Source organism: Serratia sp. CoH_122_TC_1 (assembly GCF_058191755.1).
In genome coordinates this window covers 70,430-93,472 of the sequence record NZ_JBXWLA010000014.1, presented here as the reverse complement: position 1 = coordinate 93,472, position 23,043 = coordinate 70,430, and the positions used below count along the sequence as shown (strand labels likewise).

The 23,043-nt window shown below is 53.4% G+C and carries 18 protein-coding genes, 1 tRNA gene and 1 pseudogene; 12 read left to right on the top strand and 8 right to left on the bottom strand.

Annotated elements, in window-relative coordinates:
* Positions 1–87: 87 nt before the first annotated feature.
* On the bottom strand, positions 88–1,296 hold the full coding sequence (locus AC2FC2_RS18175) for an MFS transporter (RefSeq protein WP_490659674.1): 1,209 nt from the start codon (positions 1,294–1,296) through the stop codon (positions 88–90).
* 103 nt (positions 1,297–1,399) lie between these two features.
* Between AC2FC2_RS18175 and AC2FC2_RS18170 the strand changes: the two genes are divergently transcribed.
* On the top strand, positions 1,400–2,317 hold the full coding sequence (locus AC2FC2_RS18170) for a LysR family transcriptional regulator (RefSeq protein ID WP_490308807.1): 918 nt from the start codon (positions 1,400–1,402) through the stop codon (positions 2,315–2,317).
* Between the two features lie 113 nt (positions 2,318–2,430).
* Here AC2FC2_RS18170 and AC2FC2_RS18165 read toward each other — a convergent pair whose 3' ends face one another.
* Positions 2,431–3,045, bottom strand: a complete 615-nt coding sequence (locus AC2FC2_RS18165; protein WP_490659673.1) for a TetR/AcrR family transcriptional regulator — start codon at positions 3,043–3,045, stop codon at positions 2,431–2,433.
* A 58-nt stretch (positions 3,046–3,103) separates the two neighbouring features.
* Here AC2FC2_RS18165 and AC2FC2_RS18160 point away from each other — a divergent pair, with 58 nt between their 5' ends.
* Positions 3,104–4,138: an MDR family NADP-dependent oxidoreductase gene (locus AC2FC2_RS18160; RefSeq protein ID WP_490659672.1), complete on the top strand. Its 1,035-nt coding sequence runs from the start codon at positions 3,104–3,106 to the stop codon at positions 4,136–4,138.
* 216 nt (positions 4,139–4,354) lie between these two features.
* On the top strand, positions 4,355–5,017 hold the full coding sequence (locus AC2FC2_RS18155; RefSeq protein WP_209635987.1) for a dTMP kinase: 663 nt from the start codon (positions 4,355–4,357) through the stop codon (positions 5,015–5,017).
* A 507-nt stretch (positions 5,018–5,524) separates the two neighbouring features.
* Here the strand turns inward: AC2FC2_RS18155 and AC2FC2_RS18150 are convergent.
* A tRNA-Asn gene (locus AC2FC2_RS18150) sits at positions 5,525–5,600 on the bottom strand.
* 546 nt (positions 5,601–6,146) lie between these two features.
* Here AC2FC2_RS18150 and AC2FC2_RS18145 point away from each other — a divergent pair.
* The 5 genes from AC2FC2_RS18145 (at position 6,147) to AC2FC2_RS18125 (ending at position 11,281) form a co-directional block, all read left to right on the top strand.
* Positions 6,147–7,265, top strand: coding sequence for a branched-chain amino acid ABC transporter substrate-binding protein (locus AC2FC2_RS18145; protein ID WP_490659671.1), 1,119 nt, complete (start codon positions 6,147–6,149; stop codon positions 7,263–7,265).
* Between the two features lie 219 nt (positions 7,266–7,484).
* Positions 7,485–8,399: an ABC transporter permease subunit gene (locus tag AC2FC2_RS18140; RefSeq protein WP_044552474.1), complete on the top strand. Its 915-nt coding sequence runs from the start codon at positions 7,485–7,487 to the stop codon at positions 8,397–8,399.
* Positions 8,400–8,409: 10 nt separating this feature from the next.
* Complete coding sequence (gene livM, locus AC2FC2_RS18135) at positions 8,410–9,696, top strand: high-affinity branched-chain amino acid ABC transporter permease LivM (RefSeq protein WP_209635982.1); 1,287 nt, start codon at positions 8,410–8,412, stop codon at positions 9,694–9,696.
* Positions 9,693–10,568 (top strand): ABC transporter ATP-binding protein, encoded by an 876-nt coding sequence (locus tag AC2FC2_RS18130; RefSeq protein ID WP_209635980.1) that lies wholly within the window; start codon positions 9,693–9,695, stop codon positions 10,566–10,568. The genes livM and AC2FC2_RS18130 overlap by 4 nt, the downstream gene beginning before the upstream one ends.
* Positions 10,565–11,281, top strand: coding sequence for an ABC transporter ATP-binding protein (locus AC2FC2_RS18125; RefSeq protein WP_209635978.1), 717 nt, complete (start codon positions 10,565–10,567; stop codon positions 11,279–11,281). Before AC2FC2_RS18130 ends, AC2FC2_RS18125 begins: the two co-directional genes overlap by 4 nt.
* On the opposite strand, the gene AC2FC2_RS18120 is transcribed toward AC2FC2_RS18125, so the two are convergent.
* Entirely contained in the window at positions 11,278–11,964 is a 687-nt protein-coding gene (locus AC2FC2_RS18120; RefSeq protein ID WP_490659670.1) for an aspartyl/asparaginyl beta-hydroxylase domain-containing protein, read from the bottom strand. The two genes, AC2FC2_RS18125 and AC2FC2_RS18120, sit on opposite strands and share 4 nt — an antisense overlap.
* Positions 11,965–12,213: 249 nt before the next feature.
* Between AC2FC2_RS18120 and AC2FC2_RS18115 the strand changes: the two are divergent.
* The 3 genes and pseudogenes from AC2FC2_RS18115 (at position 12,214) to AC2FC2_RS18105 (ending at position 15,732) form a co-directional block, all read left to right on the top strand.
* A pseudogene (locus AC2FC2_RS18115) lies at positions 12,214–13,399 on the top strand (sugar transporter).
* Positions 13,400–13,688: 289 nt separating this feature from the next.
* Positions 13,689–14,117 (top strand): DoxX family protein, encoded by a 429-nt coding sequence (locus tag AC2FC2_RS18110; RefSeq protein ID WP_209635972.1) that lies wholly within the window; start codon positions 13,689–13,691, stop codon positions 14,115–14,117.
* A complete protein-coding gene (locus tag AC2FC2_RS18105) occupies positions 14,110–15,732 on the top strand; it encodes an MFS transporter (protein ID WP_490659669.1) in 1,623 nt (540 codons plus the stop codon). Before AC2FC2_RS18110 ends, AC2FC2_RS18105 begins: the two co-directional genes overlap by 8 nt.
* Before the next feature lie 23 nt (positions 15,733–15,755).
* On the opposite strand, the gene AC2FC2_RS18100 is transcribed toward AC2FC2_RS18105, so the two are convergent.
* Positions 15,756–17,285, bottom strand: a complete 1,530-nt coding sequence (locus tag AC2FC2_RS18100; RefSeq protein WP_209635969.1) for an MFS transporter — start codon at positions 17,283–17,285, stop codon at positions 15,756–15,758.
* 174 nt (positions 17,286–17,459) lie between these two features.
* On the opposite strand from AC2FC2_RS18100, the gene AC2FC2_RS18095 reads away from it, so the two are divergent.
* Entirely contained in the window at positions 17,460–18,347 is an 888-nt protein-coding gene (locus AC2FC2_RS18095; RefSeq protein WP_209635966.1) for a LysR family transcriptional regulator, read from the top strand.
* 49 nt (positions 18,348–18,396) lie between these two features.
* On the opposite strand, the gene katG is transcribed toward AC2FC2_RS18095, so the two are convergent.
* From katG to amiA, 3 genes are all read right to left on the bottom strand, one after another.
* Positions 18,397–20,595 (bottom strand): catalase/peroxidase HPI, encoded by a 2,199-nt coding sequence (gene katG / locus AC2FC2_RS18090; protein WP_490659668.1) that lies wholly within the window; start codon positions 20,593–20,595, stop codon positions 18,397–18,399.
* Between the two features lie 321 nt (positions 20,596–20,916).
* The gene (locus AC2FC2_RS18085) at positions 20,917–21,969 is read right to left on the bottom strand and encodes a porin (protein WP_490659667.1); all 1,053 of its coding nucleotides are present in this window, start codon (positions 21,967–21,969) and stop codon (positions 20,917–20,919) included.
* 169 nt (positions 21,970–22,138) lie between these two features.
* Complete coding sequence (gene amiA / locus AC2FC2_RS18080; protein ID WP_209635960.1) at positions 22,139–22,987, bottom strand: N-acetylmuramoyl-L-alanine amidase AmiA; 849 nt, start codon at positions 22,985–22,987, stop codon at positions 22,139–22,141.
* Positions 22,988–23,043 lie beyond the last annotated feature (56 nt).

Sequence of the window (23,043 nt, the reverse complement as noted above, 5' to 3'; positions counted from 1 at the left end):
CGTTGCATCGGCCCGTTGAACGCATAGCTTAAAGCGTTCCTTAAGCTCAGTGAACCTGTGTACCTCGTGCCAAGGGCGGACGCTATGCTAATCAATGGCGAGGTAGTCAGGCTGGATAGGACGTTTAGCCAGTTTCTTTTGGAGTATTATGACCATTACGGGAAATCCAAATGCGGCTAATGCACTTACAACCAGCAGTATGTTTAGATTTTGCGTTGTTATTCCCAGGCCAGGGAGTAATAAGGAAGACAGAAAGAATGCGAGAGTTGTTACCAGGTGCATAATTGCTGTCTGTAGTGAAGAAAAACTGGCTCGTTGTTCATCTTTAGGATAGTGGATAATAACCGACGAAGCGGACACAAGTCGGCTATATGAGGCTCCAAGAAATAAGGTTATAAATAAAAATGTATTATGATAGCCCACCGCAGGAATCAGTAGACTTGCTACGAATAACAGCGTTGAAATTGTTGCCAGCATCAGGGCAGATAAACGTGATGTCAGGATGCCTGTTATTTTTGTAGACAGATAACCTACAACTCCTCCACTTAAAAATAATAAGGGTAAAAGGTTTTGTTGTGTTCCCATATACTGCGTCATTAACGGAGTCAAAATGGGAATAATGAGCATTGGACTAAATTGAACCAGTGCAGTACAAGAGGCGAAAAGTAAGGTTTGCATGTCAATAGACAGATTGACCTTTACGCGTGATGGGGCCGTATCCTTTGGAAGGAAAAATACTATCAACGGTAAAGACACCAGACAAAGGGAACTGATTAACCACAGCGCAGTATGCCAACCATAGTGTGTGCACAAAAATAATATAGCGGGCATTCCGACGATACTGACCATCGAAAATGATGCAATCACCGTTGCCAGTATTTTTCCACGTAAGTTTGCTGGGGCATAATTTATCAAAATACTCATACCCACGCCCATAGTCGTACCACCAACCAATCCTGCGCAAAATCGTATTGCCAGAAGAGTGTGAAAATGAGTAGTGAGTGTTGACAAAAAGGTGAGTGCTCCGAGCAGTAACATATTCTTGATTAAGAATTGTTTTTTATTAAACAGGTCGATCCAATAAAACGCAGCAACTCCAGAGAGAACAGCACCCAGTGTGTACATACCCGAGACATAGCCAGAAAATGATACAGGAACCGCGAACCCGTCTGCCATAAAAGCAAAAACAGGCGTTAATGCCATATATTCCAATGCATTAGTGAACTGGACAAAAGCGATTACAATAGCTATCTGCATGAGGGATTTATGCTTAAACGTCGGTGTGACCAGTGGCATAGCAGGCAACCTATGGATGAAAGATATCCGAGTTTAACCGCTATCAATGGTGTGCATTAGATGGTAAAAATGGCACTTATTATTATCATATATGGGATAGTTGATGCGTCCGGCTCTTGATTTTAATACCCTGAAAGTGTTCATTGCAGTGGTTGAAAGCGAAAGCTTTGTTGGGGCATCGAAAGTCCTTGAAATGCCGACATCAAATGTTAGTCGTTGTATTTCTCAGTTAGAAGACAGGCTGAATCTTCAGCTCATCGAGCGCAGTACCCGACATATGAAGCTCACCCAGGCGGGGCAGCTACTCTATACCCGAGCGAAGCCATTACTGGAGGCGCTTGAGCAAACTGAGACAGAATTAACGTTGCGGCAAATGCAGCTCAAGGGCCCATTACGTATCTGTATTCCCAATGAAATAGGCCCTGCATTGCTGGGTTCTGTTGTTGCCGATTTCGCCTGTCAGCACCCGGATCTGGAGATAAGCTGTGTCACAAATTTGTCAGGTTTCGAATCCCTGCGGGACGATCTGGATTTAGCTGTTATTATTACCCGTGGTCAGATGGATGACAGTGACTACATCGCCCGCCATCTGGTGACTATCCCATGTACTATTGTTGCAGCCCCCTCCGTTATTCAGCGTTATGGCACCCCTTTGCATATCCAACAATTTGAAAAACTACCCTGTATTACAACGGTAAGCGCACTGAAAGGTGCTCCCTGGCAGTTTGTCAATACAAAGGGGAGATTCGAGACGGTCAAGGTTAAAGGGCATTACCGGGTAAACAGCGGAGAGATGGCAGGGCGAGCTGCGGTAGCAGGCGTCGGTTTTGCAATTCTGTCGAAACAAGCCTGCCAACCCTACATTAACGATGGACGGTTAATCGAGGTTGAATTTGAACAATCGCCAGCCCCATTGCAATTGTTTGCACTTTATTCAGATCGGCGTTACCTACCCGCTAAAACAAGAGCACTCATTGATTTCATGCATCAGAAATTGAGCAATATATCCTTCGCAACCTAAAGCAGCGTTGAATCATCGCAGAGAGTCCAGTTGGCACAATGAATCTCTACAGCGTCCGCTTCTCGCTGTGAGTTAAACGGGTCGATGCAACGCAATCCTAAATCAAGGTGAAATTAACCCGTCAGATAACGGGTCACCAACAAAATCAATTCACATTTTATATCTGATGACATTAATTGGCCGCGCCGCGATGCATCGTGTACGACACCTTCAATTGCTGAAGCCAGCACATGGCTGGCGACCTGTGCCCGCGCCGAACCTAGCTGACGGGCAGTAAAAGCAGCATAGTATTCAGCATAGCGACGTTCAAACTCCTGATGTGCATCACGTCCGGAGAGCGGCACTTCATCAAGCAAAACGCGATGCAAACGCGGATTAATTAAATGCGCAGCGATGATGCCATCAATCATTCGCTCAACCTCCACTGTTAATGAGTCAGCCTGCGTCGACCCGTTAGCATTGACGGTTTCAAAAACCCGCAATATAGACTCGAGATGTTGCTGGCGTATCGCTTCTGCCAGAGCCAACTTATTGGGAAAATACTGGTAAAGCGAGCCAATACTGACCCCAGCGATGCGCGCCACTTCATTGGTATTAAATTTTGCCCATCCTTTTTCAGCCAATATGCGAGTAGCAACATCCAGGATGATGCCGACCAAAAATCGTGAGCGGCTTTGCTGCGGCTTTTTGCGCATGTTTCGCTTTGCATCTGGAACACGAGTATTCACGTGGTGGCTCTCCGATTGATAATGCGAGCATTAACTCACATATCAAAAAGGAAATAAAATGGCCCTTACAGCGCAGTACAACAGAAAAATTAATTTGCTTAAACGCTCTTCTGGCATGCCAGGACCCGATAATTTTGAGATTGTTGAGCATCCTGACATGGCGTGCAGTGACAATGAGGTATTGGTTCGCAATTGTTGGTTTCGGGTCTCAATTTCTACCCGCCTGATGATGAGTGAAGAGGCCGGAAGTGTAAAAGGCATTCCGTTTCCTCCCATCAACGTTGGCGATACGCTGGCAGATGCGGCCATTGGTCAGATTGTGTCTGCGCCTGCGCCTGCGGCTAGCGGTTTGCAACCGGGTGAATTCGTACTTCATCCGTTTGGATGGCGAGAATATGCTGTTGTCGGCATAGAACTCTGTACGCGATTAGGCGACAAGCTGTTGAATCCAGCCGCCTATTTGGGACATGGCTGGACGGCGTATGCCGCTCTGACGCGTGCGACTCAGGTTAAACCTGACGATGTGGTTTTTGTTTCTAGCGGAGCGGGGGCGATTGGCTCCATGGCAGGACAAATTGCCCGTAAGCTTGGCGCCAAACGAATCATTGGCAGTACTGGAACGCCAGAAAAAGCGTCTTGGATGAAGCGGGAATTGGGTTATGACGAGGTCATCATTCGCGGTGACGGTAATATCAGCGAGCAACTGCACCGCTATGCCCCCGACGGCATTGATTTATTTATTGATATTGTGGGCGGTGAGCAATTGGAGGCCGCAGTTTCTCACTCTCGGGAAGGTGCGAGGCTTGTTCTGCTTGGGGCATTATCCGCTGAACTTGCAGATGCAAAGTCGACCAAATATGCCCCTGTGGAAATAGATGCTTTCGCTATTATCGTCAAGGGCGTTAGGATACGCGGATACAGCGCTGACGAAAATCCGGAAGTATTTGCCGAATGGCTTTCCTGTTTGTCACAACCTTTATGGGCAGACATCGCGTTTCCCATGACCCGGTTTAAAGGACTGGAATCAGCACCATTGGCACTGAAAGAAACGTGCTCCGGTAAGGCGCGCGGTCTGGTACTCGTTGAGCTTTAAACAACATTTAAGGCCAGATTGTATTGGCTTAAAGGCTGACGCGAGTTCAACCGAAATCTAGAGGTCACAAGAGAAAAGACGGCTATATTCGGTTCGCGCTGGTGCGCCAAGCGGCCCCAACGAACGAAGCGCGGGCAGCTATTCATACGAAGGAAGTAAGATGCTTTTGCCAGATTCAAGCTTTATAAAAACCCTTTATCAATCGTCATGTGAAGAATGAGTCGTCCGCTATTTGTTTCTCTGGATGGGCCCAAGGGAGCCGGTAAAACCACACTGTTGGAAGCCATCACGAAAGTACTAAGGGCAGAGAACAAGAAGGTGATCCGGCTTTGCGAGAAGAAAAGCGATCCCTACAGGGGGGAAACAATGGCCCTTGTTAACAAACTCGTCAGAAACCCCACCCTGGAGTTGGAACTGGAGGTTTGTGAGCGCTTTGCTGATAGCCGTGCTTGGATTTCCCAGCACGTGCTGACTAAACAGCCACCGGACAGCATTATCTTGATGGATCGCTGGTACCCGTCGGATGCCGCATTTCGCCGGATGGTTCCATTTGCAGAGATTTTACAGCTTAACATTGCACGAAACGTGCGAACGCCAGACCTGCATGTCGGGGTTGTTACAGCGCCTGATATTTCATGGGCGAGGGCTGCGGCCCGATCGCGTGGGCTAAGTAGTACTGTGATTCATAAGCTGGAAGAACATGTCGCTTGTACCAAAGCGTTCGAGCGAGAAATTGCAAATCACGGCTGGGTTCTATGCCGCAATGAAGGAACCATCGAAGACGCAACGATGCAGGTGATTTCTGAGATCTACAGAGTGCTTGCATGCCCCATAGGCATCGATTTTGCGGACAGAACCTCCGCTGCAGGCCGCCAGTAATTACGGTAACCTTATTGTGTCACTCTCTACCCAGTGTGAACCTCCGATGGGTGTTGCGTCTAGAGAATCGAAACCACTCAGTATTTTCAGTCTTTGACACGGAGAAAATATTGTCGGTGAGCCCAGCTTTTTGTGACCAAAAGGGTTAGCCGGCATTTTCTTTGGGGCAAGTTCAGGAGGTTGCGTTATGTTTTTGGGCAGCCAGTAGCAGGAACACCGACGTCATCAGCAGAGGTAAAGTCACCTTGGTCGATGTTGGGAGCACTAAAATCCCTTCGTTATTATTGTGTCAGGCAGTATCCATGCTGCCCGTATTGATCCTCTGCGGCAACATTGTTCAGGTTTGAAATAAAAACCTCACTCTGCCTGGATTGATTGAGTCTCCACGTTCGATCCGCTGAGACCAGGAATGAGTTTTTTTGTTCTAACTGCTGATCTTCGTCACCGTCCAACAAACTGAAAAAGCAAAACGCCCGCTTAAGTTTCCTTAAGCGGGCGTCTCTAATATGGCTCCTCTGACTGGACTCGAACCAGTGACATACGGATTAACAGTCCGCCGTTCTACCGACTGAACTACAGAGGAATCGTGTGAACGGGGCGAATAATAACGGGGTGGTGCGGCTTTGTCAAAGCACTAAACTGCGAAAAAAGTGCGTTTGCTGTCGTAATGAGCATGTTGCGTTGTTTTTCGGCACTCATCTTGTTTATTCGCGCGGTTTATCATCCAACATTGCTGTCGTCGTTATTGCACCGATCATTGCACGTTTAAGGTGCGAGAGGCGGTATACGCGTGAACGCGCGGTGAAAACGATAGCGATGTTTACCCTGAAATCCCCACTGGAAACCTCCTGAGGGTGCTGAAACCTCGCATTTTCCCTCCGATATGTAGGATGAATGAACAGAAAATATGTATTGGCCGTCACAATGGCTAGATTTTTGCTTGTTTAAATGCGTGGAATGCGACTGCGCTCTCGCGCAAATTATTTTCGCCGTCTACACATAAAGTGACTGGTGCACGCCCCTGGGCGTTCCGCTATACCCGTCAGACTTGAAGCCGTATCGGTGTTATCGCCGCTTTGATACAGCGCCAATTATTTGGGGTCTAAAAACAGTGCTGAGGAAAACAACAATGTCATCTAAATTGATTAAAAGTCCGCTCGCTGCTCTGCTTATCGGTTGTTTAGGTTCTGCTTTTTATGCTCAGGCCGATATCGTTATCGGCGTCGCCGGGCCGTTCTCTGGGCCGAATGCGACCTATGGCGATCAGTACTGGCGTGGTGCTTCGCAAGCGGCAGCGGATATTAACGCCGCCGGCGGGATTAAAGGGGAAAAAATTAAACTGGTTCAGGGGGATGATGCCTGCGAACCCAAACAGGCGGTCGCCGTTGCCAACCGCTTGGTGGATCAGGACAAGGTCGCTGCGGTAGTGGGCCACTTCTGCTCATCCTCCACCATGCCCGCCTCCGAGGTGTATGACGAGGCAGGCATCATCGCCATCACGCCCGGGTCCACCAACCCGCAAATTACCGAACGCGGCATGGCCAACATGTTCCGCATGTGCGGGCGTGACGATCAGCAAGGGGTGATCGCCACCAACTACATGCTGAACACCCTGAAGGCCAAACGCATTGCGGTCATCCACGACAAAGACACCTACGGCCAGGGGCTGGCGGATGCCGCCAGGGCGGAGATGAATAAGCGCGGCGTGAAGGAAGTGCTGTATGAGGGGCTGTCGCGCGGCGAAAAAGACTTCAACGCGCTGGTGACCAAGATTGCGTCGGTCAAACCTGACGTGGTCTATTTTGGCGGTTGCCACCCAGAGGCAGGGCCATTGGTGCGCCAGATGCGTGAACAGGGCGTGACCGCCAAGTTCTTCTCCGGTGACTGCATCGTGACTGAAGAGCTGGTGACCGCTGCCGGTGGGCCGCAGTACACCAACGGTGTGCTGATGACCTTCGGTAACGATCCGCGTCAGATCCCGGAAGGCAAAACGGTGATCGCCAAGTTCCGCGCCAGCGGTTTTGAACCTGAAGGTTACACCCTCTACTCCTACGCTTCTATTCAGGCGATCGCTGCGGCGTTCAACGCGACCGGAGGCAAAGACAGCGCCAAGGCCAGCGAATGGCTGAAGTCGCATGATGTGGATACCGTGATGGGTAAAAAGGCCTGGGACAAGAAGGGCGACCTGAAGGTATCGGATTACGTGGTCTATCAGTGGGATGATAAAGGCAAATATCACCAACTTTAAAATCCTCTGCGTCTTTCAAGCCACAGCGTTGTTGGCTGCATACGTTCACCCCAGTCACTTAGTGGACCTAAGTTTCTGGGGATTCACGTACTTGCCGCCTAACTGTAACTTGAAATCCATTGAGGATTAACGCATAAGCGGATCCGCGGATCCGCGCCGATACTTCCCTTGGGCCGCGTCTGCATGTGCTTGCGGTCCCACCAGGCGAGACTGCTCATTATGGATGTTTTCTTTCTGCAACAGTTGATCAACGGCCTGACGCTCGGCGCAGTTTACGGCCTGATCGCCATCGGCTACACCATGGTTTACGGCATTATCGGCATGATTAACTTCGCCCACGGCGAGGTCTATATGATCTCCGCCTATCTGTGTGCCATCGGGCTGGCACTGTTGTCATTCTTTGGTCTGCAATCCTTCCCATTACTGATCCTCGGCACGCTGGTGTTTACCATTGTGATCACCGGGGTATATGGCTGGGTGATCGAGCGTATCGCCTACAAACCTTTGCGCAACTCTACGCGTCTGGCGCCGTTGATCTCCGCTATCGGTATGTCGCTGATCCTGCAAAACTACGCGCAAATCAGCCAAGGGCCACGCCAGCAGGGGATTCCGACATTGCTGGATGGCGTATTCCGCCTCAACTTTGACGGCGGGGTGATCCAAATCACCTACACCAAGGTGTTTATCCTGGTCGCCTCACTGTTGGGCATGGCCATCCTCACGTACATCATTCAGCACACCCGCCTGGGGCGTATTTGCCGTGCGACCCAGCAGGATCGCAAGATGGCGTCCATTTTGGGTATCAATACCGATCGGGTCATCTCCCTGGTGTTCGTGATTGGCGCTGCGATGGCCGGTTTGGCCGGGGTGCTGATTACCATGAACTACGGCACCTTTGACTTCTACGTCGGCTTTATCATCGGTATTAAAGCCTTTACCGCCGCGGTGTTGGGGGGTATCGGTTCGCTGCCCGGCGCCATGCTGGGGGGCTTGCTGCTGGGCGTCGCGGAGGCGCAATTTGCCGGCATGGTGAACTCAGATTACAAAGACGTATTTTCCTTCGGCCTGCTGGTGGTGATCCTGATTTTCCGCCCTCAGGGCCTGCTCGGACGCCCCATGGTTGCTAAGGTTTGAGGGATAAATTATGTCGCAATCTAGGGTTCACCAAGGGCTGAACGTTAAACGCAGCCTGCTGGATGCCGTATTGGCAGGGCTGATCGCCCTGATCGTGTTCGGGCCGATCGTCGGTATTGTTCTGAACGGTTACAGCTTTAACTTTGAGCCACGCCGGCTGGTGTGGATTATCGCGGCGGTGATGGCTGGGCGGCTGTTGCTCAGCCTGTTTTTGCAAACCGCGCCGGGGCGCAAGCTATTAACGCGCTTTGACGGCGGTAATGACGGTGTCTATGTCCGGCCGATTGGGGCCAAAACCAGCCTGCGTTGGATCATCCCGTTAATGGCGGTGATCGCGCTATTGTTCCCGTTTGTAGCCACTAAATATCTGCTGACGGTAGCGATACTGGGACTGATTTACGTGTTGCTTGGGCTGGGGTTGAACATCGTTGTTGGCCTGGCTGGGCTGCTTGATCTGGGCTATGTGGCATTCTACGCCATTGGCGCCTATGGATTGGCGCTGGGCTACCAGTATCTCGGGTTGGGGTTCTGGGCGATGTTGCCGCTGGGGGCATTGATGGCGGCGTTGGCCGGTGCGCTGCTGGGGTTCCCGGTATTGCGCATGCACGGCGACTACCTGGCGATCGTCACGCTGGGATTCGGGGAAATTATCCGCCTGGTGCTGAATAACTGGATGTCGTTGACCGGTGGGCCAAACGGTGTCTCGGTACCGGCTCCAACGATTTTTGGTCTGGAGTTTGGGCGGCGGGCGAAGGACGGCGGCGTGCCGATCCACGAATTCCTCGGCATTGCCTATAACCCTAATCTGAAGTTTATTTTTATCTATGCCGTGCTGTTCCTTGTGGTGCTGTTGGTGCTGTACATCAAGCACCGGCTGACGCGCATGCCGATCGGTCGCGCCTGGGAGGCATTGCGCGAGGATGAAATTGCCTGTCGATCGCTCGGGCTCAACCACGTATTGGTGAAGCTGTCGGCCTTTATGATGGGGGCGTCCACCGCCGGGCTGGCCGGGGTATTTTTCGCCACCTATCAGGGCTTCGTTAACCCAACTTCATTCACCTTCTTTGAATCGGCGTTGATTCTGGCAATCGTGGTGCTGGGGGGCATGGGATCGACGATCGGTGTGGTGCTGGCCGCGTTCGTGCTCACGGTGGCGCCGGAGCTGTTGCGGAGCTTCGCCGAATACCGGGTACTGCTGTTTGGCGTGCTGATGGTGGCGATGATGATCTGGCGGCCGCGTGGGTTGGTGCGTATCAGCCGTACCAGCTTTGCACCGCGCAAGGGGGTGGAGCCATGAGCGATCCTATCTTGCAGGTTGAGCATCTGATGATGCATTTCGGCGGCATAAAGGCGCTGAACGACGTGAATCTGGCGGTGGAGCGCGGTTCGATTACCGCATTGATCGGCCCTAACGGCGCAGGTAAAACCACGGTGTTCAACTGCCTGACCGGTTTTTACCGCGCGACCGGCGGGGCGATTCTGCTTAATACGCACAAGCGGCCGACCGACGTGATCCAGGTGCTGGGGCAGAAATTCCATGCGGGTGATTGGATTAACCCGAAGCGGCTGGGCTCGCGTGTGTACTACAAAATGTTCGGCGGCACCCATTTGGTCAACCGCGCCGGGCTGGCACGCACCTTCCAAAACATCCGCTTGTTCCGCGAAATGTCGGTGGTCGAGAACCTGCTTGTCGCGCAGCACATGTTGAGCAACCGCAACCTGATCGCCGGTGTGCTCAATACGCCGGGTTACCGCCGGGCGGAAAGCCAGGCACTGGATCGTGCCTTTTACTGGCTGGAGGTGGTGGAGCTGGTGGATTGCGCCAACCGGCTGGCGGGCGAGATGTCCTACGGCCAGCAGCGGCGGCTGGAGATTGCCCGGGCAATGTGCACCACGCCGGAAATGATCTGCCTTGACGAGCCTGCCGCCGGGTTGAACCCGGTAGAAACGGCAACGCTGAGTCGCATTATCCGTTTTCTGCGTCAGCATCACGGCATCACGGTGCTGTTGATCGAACATGATATGGGCATGGTGATGGAGATCTCCGATCGGGTGATCGTGCTCGATCACGGCGATGTGATCGCCGAAGGTACGCCGAAAGAGATCCAGCATAACGATTCGGTGATCGCCGCTTACCTTGGTGCGGATGAAGAGGAGCTGGCGGGATGAGCAATGTGATGTTGGAGTTTCGCAACGTGGACGTGTTTTACGGCCCGATCCAGGCGTTGCAGCAGGTCTCGTTACAGGTGAACGAAGGGGAAACGGTGGCGCTTATTGGCGCCAACGGGGCGGGTAAGTCGACGTTGCTGATGTCGATCTTCGGCCAGCCACGTATCAGCGGCGGGCAGATCCTGTTCCGTGGCGAAGATATCAGCCAGCGCTCTACCCACTACGTTGCCAGCAGCGGTATTGCTCAGGCACCCGAGGGGCGACGAATTTTCCCGGACATGAGCGTGGAGGAAAACCTGCTGATGGGTACCATCACCATTGGCAATCGCTATGTGGACGAAGATTTGCTCCGTATGTTCGATCTGTTCCCCCGCCTGAAAGAGCGGCGTAACCAGCGGGCGATGACCATGTCCGGTGGCGAGCAGCAAATGCTGGCGATTGCCCGGGCTCTGATGAGCCGGCCAAAACTGCTGTTGCTGGACGAACCGAGCCTGGGGCTGGCACCGATCATCGTTAAACAGATTTTCAGCATTTTGCAGGAATTAACCCGCGGCGGCATGACCCTGTTTCTGGTGGAACAGAATGCCAACCATGCGCTGAAGCTGTCCGATCGCGGCTATGTGATGGTCAACGGGCAAATCCGCCTGACCGGCAGCGGCGCAGAGCTGTTAAACGACCCTGAGGTGAGGAAAGCCTACCTGGGCGGTGCTTAGAACTGGCGCTGGATCCAGCGCACGTTCAGCCGCACCAGTGCAATGATGCCACTGGACAGGATCCGCAGCCCGGTGGATAAATCGCGGCGGCGGATATCCAGCAGCAGCACGGTACGCACCTTATCGCTGTCGTTCCATACCTCGTGTTCGAAGGTATCGTCCCACAGCATAAATTCTCCTTCGTTCAGCCGGTATTCTTGCCCGTCCACTTTTAACACGGCGGCAGGCAGGCCATTGGCACCTTTAGGCATCGATAACACCAGATAGCCACGCAGAATGCCCCGGAACGGGCCACGGTGTGCCGGCACCTGTTTGCCGGGCGCCAGGAAGGACAGCGAAGCGGAAAGAACGTCGGGGGATGAGGCAATCAGACCCGCCAGCGTTGGGCAGCGTGCAAGATTACGCGTAATCGGCTGGCCATAGGCTTTCATGATAAACATCCGCCAGTCGCGTGCATCGTTGTCGGAGATCGACGCCTGTTCGATCATAATCTCGTGAAATCGCGGGATATTACGCAGATCTTCCGCCACGGTCAGCGCCTCTTCACGGATCTGTGGCCACTGGTCGGTAAAGCGTTGTGCATCAGGAAACAGGCGTGTGATGTCGAGCACGGGAGCGCCCTTGATGCGACGATCGTAAATACGGCGTAATGACAACACGGACCAATCATAGATAGCTGACATAGTGACCTCAATAGAGTAACCAGATTTCTCGCCGTCTCTTGATATTATTATTGTTTAATATGCGCCTGCCGGATGATTAATTCTTCGGTATAACACGTTTGTCCGCTAAAGGCTTGCCGACCAATAGGCCATAAGTGGCAAAAAGCAGTTGAAAAAAACACCCCAATAAAAGTGTGACGCGTATCGCATTTACCCCACCAATTGGTTAAAATATCGCTACTTCCCGCACCTGCCCGGATCCCGTTTAACATGGAACACACTCAGGTCTCTCGCTCAACCGCCTGGTTGCGCGTGGTCATTCTTGCCGTGTCGGCCTTTATCTTCAATACCACCGAGTTTATTCCGGTAGGGTTACTGAGCGATATCGCCCAAAGCTTTTCGATGCAGACCGAGCAGGTGGGGTTGATCATCACGATTTATGCCTGGATTGTTGCTGCCTTCTCACTGGTGTGCATGCTGCTGACCAGCAAGATTGAACGGCGCAAGCTGTTGATCGGCGTGTTCATTCTGTTTATCGCCAGCCATGTGTTGACCGCCGTTGCATGGAACTTCACCACGCTGGTGATCTCCCGTGCCGGTGTCGCCTTGGCCCACGCCGTATTCTGGTCGATCACCGCTTCACTGGCGATCCGCGTCGCACCCGCAGGCAAGAAAGCACAGGCGCTGAGCTTGCTGGCGGGCGGTACCGCACTGGCGATGGTACTTGGCCTGCCACTGGGGCGTATCGTTGGCCAGATCCTGGGCTGGCGTATGACTTTTATCGGTATCGCCGTTTGTGCCACCCTGGCGTTGGTGCTGTTGTGGCGTCTGTTGCCGGTGCTGAAGAGCGAACATTCTGGCTCACTGGCCAGCGTCCCCATGTTGTTTAAGCGCCCGGCGCTGGTCAGCCTGTATATGTTGACCATTATTGTGGTGACGGCGAATTTCACCGCTTACAGCTATATCGAACCCTTTATTCAGACCGTGGCTGGGCTGTCAGAAAACTTCACGACGCTGATGCTGCTACTGTTCGGTGCCGCCGGTATCATCGGCAGCCTGCTGTTTAGCCGCTTTAGCGAACGTTTCCCGTCGGGCTTTTTCATCGGTGCCATCGCGTTGCTGATGTTGAGTCTGCTGTTGCTGTTGCCGGCCTCCGGCAATGAAAACCATCTGACGCTGCTGTTTGCCGGGTATGGCAATCATGGCGATTGGCCTGTCGATGCAGGCCAAGGTATTGAACCTGGCACCGGACGCGACCGATGTCGCTATGTCTATCTACTCGGGGCTGTACAACTTCGGTATCGGCGGCGGCGCGCTGCTGGGTAACCAGGTCAGCCTGCATCTGGGTATGGGCAACATTGGCTTTGTCGCAGCTCCGCTGGCGTTGATTGCTCTGGGCTGGTGTCTGCTAAACTTCTATCGCAGTGAGCGGTTCCAACACCATCACATCCGTTAATGGCCTTCTTGCTGATAGTGGCCCTGTGACGCTTTATCGCATTGCTGGCGCTTATCGTTGCCAGCATGCAGATTGTGATGGTGCTCATTGGGGTATTCGGTCCCAAAACACGCAGCAGCGATCTGGAAAATATCTGACGGGCTTAACCGGCGTTGTGCACTGAGACAAGGCCGGTATCTTCAGTAAAAAAACTGGCGATCATGCGAAAATAATTCCGTTATCACGGCTTTCTCTCCTGCCTTAATCTTGACCCGGAAAATGTACTCATACCACGACTGGGAGACGATCTATGAGCCCGCCGACCACGCAAGATGGCACCCGAATTTCCTTTCTTAATACCCCCTTTATCCGCGGCTTAATACTCGCGGCAATTTGTGCCGCCTACATTCAGGGCGGTTTGGTCAAAGTGCTGGATTTTAACGGGGCGATGGCGGAGATGGCCCATTTTGGCCTGCAGCCGGCGGCGTTGTTTGCCAGCCTGGTGATTGTGCTTGAATTGGGGGCCTCGGCACTGATCCTGACGGGTTTTTACCGCTGGCTGGGCGCGTTGGCGCTGGCCGGATTCACCTTGGCCGCCACGCTGATGGCCAATCGTTTTTGGGAAATGAGCCCGCCGGAGCGCTTTACCGGAATGAACGGATTTTTTGAACACATTGGGCTGGCGGGCGCATTGCTGCTGGTGGCACTTTACGACCTCAAGGAGCATAACGATGGCTGAACCGGTTGAGAGCAAAGCAGCACCCGGCGGTTTCGCGCCGCTGAAGATCCCGGTATTTGCGGTGCTATGGGGGGCCACGGTATTGGGCAACGTTGGCAGCTTTATGCGTGACGTCGCCAGTTCCTGGCTGGTGACGGATTTATCCTCTAATCCGTCGGCAGTAGCGTTGATGCAAACGGCTGCCACGCTGCCCGTATTCCTGCTGGCGATCCCGGCTGGGGTGCTATCAGACATTCTCGACCGTCGTCGTTTCCTTATTTTTGTCCAGATTCTACTGGCCTGCGTCAGTGGCACCTTATTACTGCTGTCGCAAAGTGGTGCGCTGACCGTTGAGTATTTGTTGGTGCTGACCTTTATCGGCGGTATTGGTGGGGCACTGATGGGGCCGACCTGGCAATCTATCGTGCCCGAGCTGGTGCCGCGTGCCGATCTCAGAAATGCGGTTGCACTGAACTCGCTCGGGATTAACATCGCCCGTGCCATTGGTCCGGCGGCGGGGGGCTTGTTGCTGGCGAGCTTTGGCGCTGGCGCGGCCTACGGCGCGGACGTGCTTAGCTATGTGTTTGTCGTCGCTGCCCTGTTGTGGTGGCGCAGACCCAAGGTCGAAGATAACGGCCTTTCCGAGCATTTCTTTGGCGCTTTCCGCGCCGGCATACGTTATGCCCGCGCCAGCCGTGAGCTGCATGTGGTGCTGTTACGGGCGGCGGTGTTCTTTGTGTTCTCCAGTTCGGTTTGGGCGCTGTTGCCATTAGTGGCGCGCCAGATGCTGGGTGGTACCGCCGGTTTCTACGGCATCCTGTTGGGTGCCGTGGGGGCCGGTGCGATAGGCGGTGCGGTGTTGTTGCCGCGGCTGCGCCAGCGGTTGAATGCCGATGGCTTGGTGCTGTTGGCGGCGGTGATTACTGCGGCGGTGATGGCACTGTTGTCATTAGCCCCTCCACAGTGGCTGGCGGTCTTGCTGCTGTTGGCGTTGGGCGCGGGCTGGATTATCGCGTTGACCTCACTGAATGGGGCCGCGCAGGGGGTATTGCCAAACTGGGTACGTGGGCGTGGGCTGGCGATTTATCTGATGGTGTTTAACGGTGCGATGGCTGCCGGTAGTTTGCTGTGGGGGTTAATTGCTCAAGAGATCGGCGTGGCCGCCACGCTGCTGACGGGCGGCATTGGATTGTTGGTGATTTCAGTGGCATTTCACCGTATTCGTTTGCCGGAGGGCGAAGCCGATCTGCAACCGTCCAACCATTGGCCGGAACCCTTGCTCAACACGCCGGTAGAGAACGATCGCGGGCCAGTGATGATCCAGATAGAGTACCGCGTGCGGATGGAAGATCGTCCACAGTTCCTGCGGACGCTACAGCAGCTTTCACGTGTGCGCCGTCGCGACGGTGCCTATGCCTGGGGCCTGACCGAGCATACCGCCGATCCTCTGTGTGTTATGGAGTGGTTTATGGTGGAGTCCTGGGCTGAGCACCTGCGTCAGCATCAGCGGGTTTCACATGCTGATGCTGATTTACAACAAGCGGCATTACAGTTCCATATCGGTCCGGAAAAACCGCAGGTCCATCATTTCTTGTCACTCGACTTGCGGCACCTGGCGCAGCAAACGGCGAAGTAATCAACGGCTGCGGCGGGGGCTATTTACTCCGCCGCACCGTCGTGGGCATGTAAGCGCCCCAGGAGCATAAAGATCAAGAGTGCCGTTGCGGCAGAGGCGATCGCCAGTATATACAGCAAGTGACGGAAGGCCTGATCGTAGATTTGCAGCGTTAATTGGCGCTGTCCAGGTAGCAGGGTGGCTGCGCTGTTCAAGTCGCCGAGGGCGGCGCGGTTAGCCGCCTCTATCATCTGTTGGGTGTCGGTAACGCCGGGGAGTGCAGCAAACAAGCCGCCCTGAATAAGTATGGCAAGCACCGCGCCGGTGATTGCAATGGCGATGCCGTCAGCCGAAACCCGCACTGCGTTGAAAATGCCGGTCGCCATACCTGCCCGTTCTTTTTCCACCACGCTGACGGCCATTGCATCCATCAATCCCCAGGGCAGGCCAATACCGATACCAATCAACAGCATTGGTGCTATCAAGTCATGGCTGCCATTTGCCGCCAACGCATGGCCCAACCAGCCCAGCCCGGCAGCGGCCAGCAGCAGTCCAATCCCTGAAAGTACGCCGGAAGTAAAACGGTGTGCCAGTAGTGCGGCAAGGAAGGGCACGAACAGCAGGGGAGCCGCCAGCGCAATCATGTTTTTACCGGCTTCGAGGGCACTCTGCCCATCAATGCCAATAAAACGCCCGGGCAACAGGACGATCAACACCACAAAAAAGAAGGCCGGTGTGGTTGCCAGCACCTGAACCCCAATAAAGCGGGTACTGCGGAACAACGTCAGATCGAGCATCGGCCGTGCGACTCGCCGTTCAATCAACACAAAAGCGATAAAAATCCCCAGCGACAGCAACAGTGAACCGGCCACCGACAGGCTGCCCCAACCGTTTTCAGGGGCGAGCAGGATCGCGTAGGTGAACAAGGCCAAGGCAGCGGTAAAACTGACGGCACCGGGCCAGTCCAGCCCTGCCGCATTGGGATCGCGGGACTCTGTTGCACTGAATGCCACTAATACCAACCCCGCCACAGCAATCAGTGCCGTAGCGAAAAACACCCATTGCCAGCCTGCCGTCACCACTAACCAACCCGATGCTAACGGCCCGAAAGCCAGACCAATGCCGAATGTGGTGCCCAACAGGCTGAAGACCCGGGTGCGCACCGCGCCATGAAACGTCTGCGCCAGTGACGACATCGCCCCGGCAAAAGCCCCCGCGCCTGCCAGACCTTGCGCCAGCCGTAAAATATCGATTCCCACCACCGAAGGGGCTAGGGGGATCATCATCGTCAGAAGGCCGAATGCAGCCAACCCGAAGAGCCAGACGCGTTTACGGCCATAAATGTCGGTCAGGCTGCCGGCGGCCATCATTGCGCTGCCATAAGTGAGGATATAACCATTTACGACCCAGCTCAGCTGCACGGCGCTGCCACCCAGTGAATGACTGATGGAGGGCAACACCACGGCGGGGCCGGTGAAGCTCAGGGGAATAAGGATACCTGTCAGGCAGGCGGCCAATAATTGTAGCCATGCCCGAATCTCAGTGTGCTCTGCGGTGGAGGTTATTTGCGTCATGGTGCTCATCTGCATGGAGTAGGAAAGCCCGCAAGCGGGAGTTGTGCAGTGTCAGGGGCCGTGTCACGGCGGTGACTGCGTTGCCATCAAGGTAATCTCTCCCGCATCGAAGAAAAATAGGCTAAATTTCCATAGATATCGGACAAAAATGTCCTGAATAAGGAAGCGTATGTGATGGACAGTCTTAATGGCATTCAGGCGTTTGTGCAGGTCGCAGAAACGCGCAGTTTTTCCGATGCAGGGCGGCAGTTAGGCGTATCGTCATCCGCGGTGGGCAAGAGTGTGGCGCGTATGGAGCAACGGCTGGCGGTGCGTCTTTTCCACCGGAGTACACGTAGCGTGACGCTGACGGCAGAAGGCGCGCTGTTTCTTGAGCGTTGCCGCCGGATCCTGGCAGAGATGGCCGCAGCCGAACTCGAACTGGCCGACAGCCGTGGCACACCCAGCGGCAAGCTGCGTGTCAGTTTGCCGCTGGTCAGTGGGCTGATGATGCCGGTGCTGACCGATTTTATGCACCAGTACCCGGACATTGCGCTGGATGTCGACTTTTCCGATCGCATGGTGGATATCGTTGAAGAAGGATTTGACGCGGTAGTACGTACCGGTGAGCCGACGGATTCGCGGTTGGTGTCGCGGCGGCTTGGCGGCTTTCAGTTAGTGCTTGTGGCGTCGCCAGCGTATTTAAAACAACGCGGTCAGCCGGAGAAGCCGGCAGATTTGCTCAATCATGCCTGCTTGCAGCACAAGTTCCCTACTACAGGGCGGCTTGAGCCCTGGCCACTGCGGGATCTTGCCTTGTCTGAGCTGCCGGCGACCATGATCTGCAATACCTCAGAAGCGTTGCTGCCGGTGGTGCAAGCCGGGTTGGGCATCGCTTGCCTGCCGGATTTTATGGTGAAGGTGGCGTTGCAACGTGGTGAACTGCAAAAGGTGTTGGAAGGTTTCGTTGAGCATCAGGGATCTTTCCGGGTCATCTGGCCCTCCAGCAAATACCTGGCCCCCAAACTGCGCGTTTTTATCGATTTTCTTAGTGAACGGTTATTCCCGGTAAAAAAGGAATAAAAAGCCCGCCTAAGTGACCTTAAGCGGGCGACGTTACTGCGGTGTGAGCTTAGGCGAGGTCGAAACGATCGAGGTTCATCACCTTATTCCAGGCGGCAACAAAGTCCCGCACAAAACTCGCTTGGGCATCTGCGCTGCCATAGACTTCCGCCAGTGCTCTCAGTTGAGAGTGCGAACCGAAGATCAGGTCTGCGCGGGTTGCCGTCCACTTGAGCGCTCCCGTTTTGCTGTCGCGGCCTTCGAACACGCCTTCCTCGCCCACCGGTTTCCAGGTGGTGTTCATATCGAGCAGGTTGACGAAGAAATCGTTAGTCAGCGCCTGTGGCCGTTGGGTGAATACGCCATGCTGGCTTTGGCCCACGTTGGCATTCAAGACCCGCAGGCCGCCCAGCAGGACCGACATCTCCGGTGCCGTTAGCGTCAGCAGTTGCGCTTTATCGACCAGTAATGCTTCGGCCGGCACGTTGAATTGACGCTGCAGGTAGTTACGGAACCCATCTGCGACGGGTTCCATCGCTTCAAAGGAGTCGACATCGGTCTGTTCCTGCGTGGCATCCATACGGCCCGGGGTGAAGGGCACGCTGACAGGATGGCCGGCGTTGATCGCCGCCTGTTCCACGCCTGCCACACCGGCCAGTACGATCAGATCCGCCAGAGAAACACGTTTATTGTCCGACTGTGCGTGATTAAACGCCTGCTGGATCCCTTCCAGCTTGGCCAGCGTTTGCGCCAGTTGAGCGGGTTGGTTGATGGCCCAGTCTTTCTGCGGTGCCAGACGAATGCGTGCACCGTTGGCTCCGCCGCGCTTGTCGGAACCGCGGAAAGTGGACGCTGAAGCCCAGGCGGTGGATACCAGTACGGAGATCGGCAAACCGGAAGCCAGAATCTGGGTTTTGAGCGCGGCGATATCCTGATCGTTGATCAACGGATGATCGACTTCGGGGATGGGATCTTGCCAAATCAGCTCTTCTGCCGGCACTTCTGGACCGAGATAACGCGCACGCGGCCCCATGTCGCGGTGGGTCAATTTATACCAGGCGCGAGCGAACGCATCGGCAAGCTGCTCAGGGTGTTCATAGAAGCGGCGTGAGATTTTCTCGTACGCGGGATCGAAGCGCAGCGAGAGGTCGGTCGTCAGCATGGTGGGGCGCTGTTTTTTGGCGGGATCAAACGCATCGGGAATGGTGTCCCCGACGTCTTTGGCTACCCATTGATGGGCGCCTGCCGGGCTTTGCGTCAGCTCCCATTCGTATTCAAACAGGTGTCTAAAGAAGTCGTGGTTCCACTGGGTAGGGGTGGTTGTCCAGGTCACTTCCAAACCGCTGGTGATCGCGTCTTTCCCCTTGCCGGTGCCGAAGCTGCTCTGCCAGCCGAGCCCTTGCAGCTCTAAGCCCGCAGATTCTGGATCGTCGCCGACATGTGATGCCGGGCCTGCGCCATGGGTCTTGCCGAAGGTGTGACCACCGGCGATCAATGCCACGGTTTCTTCGTCGTTCATCGCCATACGGGCGAAGGTTTCGCGGATATCGTGGGCGGCGGCAACGGGATCAGGGTTGCCGTCCGGTCCTTCTGGGTTGACGTAGATCAGACCCATCTGCACGGCTGCCAGCGGGTTTTCAAGGTCGCGATCGCCGGAATAACGGCTGTTAGCGCCGCCGCTCAGTTCCAGCCAGATTTTTTCCGATCCCCAATAAACGTCATCCGGTTCCCAGGTGTCAGCGCGTCCCCCCGCATAGCCAAAGGTTTTAAAGCCCATGGATTCGAGAGCCACATTACCCGTCAGGATGATCAGATCAGCCCAGGAGATTTTGCGTCCGTATTTCTGTTTGATGGGCCACAGTAAGCGACGGGCTTTGTCGAGACTGACGTTGTCAGGCCAGCTGTTGAGTGGGGCGAAGCGTTGCTGACCTTCACCTGCACCGCCCCGGCCGTCACCGATACGGTAAGTCCCGGCGCTGTGCCAAGCCATACGGATGAACAGGCCGCCATAGTGGCCAAAGTCTGCCGGCCACCAGTCTTGCGAATCGGTCATAAGGGCATGCAAATCTTGTTTGACGGCGGCCAAATCCAGGCTGTTGAAGGCTTTGGCGTAATCGAAGTCAGGGTCCATCGGATCGGAAAGGGGGGAATGCTGGTGCAGTGGCTTTAGGCTAAGTTGGTTTGGCCACCAGTCCTGATTGGAAGGGCCGCGACGTGGTGCATTCAGTTTACCGCCGCCGGAAAACGGGCATTTACTTTCAGTTGTCATGGTGCGCTCTCTGCTTCTGTAGGTTCGCTCGTCAGGCCCTGTCTGTCCTATACCTGAGGAGCGGTTAACGTGACATCGCGGGCCAATGCACGCGTCGGGTGTTGCGCTAAATAACATAACCTCATTGAATACATTGGATTTTCATCTTCTGAGCCGGTAAAGAGCGAAGAAACACTCATGGATAAGCTTAGTCAGCGGCTGCGGATAGATAAAATAGGTATAGTTGAATGTTGTGATAGTCCCTGACTATTCATTACCCGAGCATTGATAGCCATGAATGCGTTTGAAACAGGACGCTGACCCTAAGCTGTTGTTCTTCACTTACCAGTGATAGCTTATGCCCACCTCGAATTTGTCAGACACATCGACGTCGGCGCCGTTTTTACTCATGTTATTGAATTCATAATTGATAAATGCCTGCATGTTCTTATTAAAGAGCCAACTGAAACCGATTTCTTCGTAATTCAATACACTCTCGTGTTTTCCCGAGGAGTTTTGTATAAGGCGCGTATAGCCAACGTTGGGCTGGAACTTGTCCGTCAGCCGGTATTTAGCGAGGATTTCATAGCTGGAAGATGAGCCACAATTATCGGATGTTTGTGGTTTTATGGCACTATCGCTTTGTGTAAACACGGCAGCGAGATAGGTTCTTTTTTTTGCATATTTCACCCCTTCTGCCAGAGTATTTATTTTTCTTCCGTAATCGGCATTATTATTCTGCTGCTGAGTAGATAAGGATGATGATGCTGCAAAAATAGTGGTGATCGCCGGCGTCAGTGCGTAACTGAAGGAGGCGGCGATACCATTACCATTCTGCTTACTTATTGTCTGTTCATCACTATTGCTTTTGAATTGATACTGGAGTGCGATAGCGGCGTTACGCTGTAAAATTTTTAATTTTTTACGGTAAGTCAGTAGGTTGAGTGCTCGGCCACGCATAAAATTGTCTATATAGTTGTAAGACATTTCTCTGAATAATGGTGAACGGTCAGTAAGGGAGGTTACGTCATATAAGGCGCCCCAATTCCTACCTATATTTATACTGCCCAATGCTGGGTTTTCCATACCTAAGTAGGCGAGTCTGGTGCTGTTCCTGCTGGCGTCGGCAAAACTGACGGTATATTCCCAGTGCGCATAGGCTCTCCAGTGCTGGCCGAGATTTCTTTTTCCTAACAGACCAAAGTAGATATAACTACGGTCACCATCGTTGCGAACATTACTGCTGGAATAACGTCTGGCAATAATGGTGCCGTAAAAATCCAACCGCTCCTGACCATTGTCTTTGAGTGTAATCGCAAAGGTGTTTGAGCAAAAAAATATCGATAGTGCACAAAGGCACTCGGCTAACTGGCGGGGATAAATGCGTACTAACATCAGCGGAAAAATCCTTTATCTTCAGAAGTTGAAGTGAGGAAATTGAGTGAATAGCATTTTTTGCTATCGTAAGTGAACGCTCAATTCCCCTCTTATTTTTTTGCTCAACATATTGCTTCTGAAAGTAAAAGTATTTTAGGGTGGGGTGATATTTTATTATTGTATTTTATCAAGCATTTTGTATATGAGTGAAGTAACTCAAGATGCCGTTGGTAATCGCTGTGGCGATTTTATGTCTGAATACCGCCGTTCCAAGCAGTTTTTCCTCTTGAGGATTGGTAATGAACGAGGTTTCAACGAGCACAGAGGGAATATAGGGCGATTTCAATACCACAAATGCCGCCTGTTCCGTGTTTTTGGAATGCAGATGATGCATTGGCGCAATGTGTTTAATGATGTGAGAACCCAGGAGAAGGCTTTCTTTTACTGTTTCCGTCTGTTCCAAATCGAAAAGTATTTCTTGTAAATAATGATCTTTTTTAATGACCGCAGGGCTGGCGAGATCGTCGGCCGCATTTTCACTGTTCGATAAGTACTTTGCCATCGCACTGCTGGCGCCTTTATTAGATAGCGCGAAAACGGAAGCACCGCAGGCGGAAGGACAGGTGAAGCCGTCCGCATGGATTGACATAAAAAGATCGGCATTGTGTTGATGGGCAATTTTTACGCGGTCATAAAGCGGAATAAAAACATCGTCGGTACGTGTTAGGTGAGCATTAATTCCATGCTGAATGAGCAAGGCACGAACGTTTTTTGCAATATCCAACACCACATGCTTTTCCTGAGAACCCGCGTGTCCAATGGCGCCCGAATCAATACCTCCATGACCCGGATCAAGCACGACCAGATATTTCTTGTGTGGTTTTTTAGCGTCTGGAGCCATCGGTACTTTCCTTGCATGCTGCAGGCCCTGTGCATGAGCTTGCGAAATCTTGATATTTGATGCCAAGACCGCCAGACCGGCCAAAATAACCGTGCGTCTGGATGCTGTGATTTGTAATGATTTTTTCTTATTCATTGGGCCACCGTAGAGGATATAAGTTGATATAACGTTATAACATAACAATTTTAGCG